The sequence below is a fragment of the Polaribacter sp. BAL334 genome, from assembly GCF_015767435.1.
GTDB lineage: Bacteria > Bacteroidota > Bacteroidia > Flavobacteriales > Flavobacteriaceae > Polaribacter.
Genome location: NZ_JADWOV010000028.1, coordinates 1 through 398, shown reverse-complemented (window position 1 = coordinate 398; position 398 = coordinate 1). Strand labels below are relative to the sequence as shown.

1 protein-coding gene is annotated in these 398 nt (G+C 27.1%); it reads left to right on the top strand.

Annotated features, from left to right (window positions below; translation table 11 throughout):
* The coding region (locus IU405_RS00155) for a hypothetical protein (RefSeq protein WP_197436651.1) at positions 1–398 on the top strand (398 nt) is incomplete at both ends.

The following is a 398-nucleotide window of genomic DNA, read 5'->3' as shown; positions in this document are numbered from 1 at the left end:
GATTTAGAGCGTTATCAATTTGAAAGTGTTATTGAAAGTTTAGGTTATGAATACAAGCCTTTAAAAGACTTTGTTCAAGGGGTTTGTGATGTAAATAGTTTTTTAACTTACAAATCATTCCTTGATATTCCAATAGATGAAAAACCTGAAGTAATACAAAAAGTTGAAGCTATTGAAACTGTAGATATAATACCTACAGAACAAAACCCATATCCAAGAATTTTTAAAGATTACACTTCATATGTTGTTTTTAAAAAATTACATAATGAATTTGGCAACACTAGAGAAAACTTATCTAATTACAGCTATGTATTTCACAAAATGACTTACGAAGATTTAATACATTATGATTTACTTCATAGAACATACATTGAAATGCTCTCCGATTTTGATATATC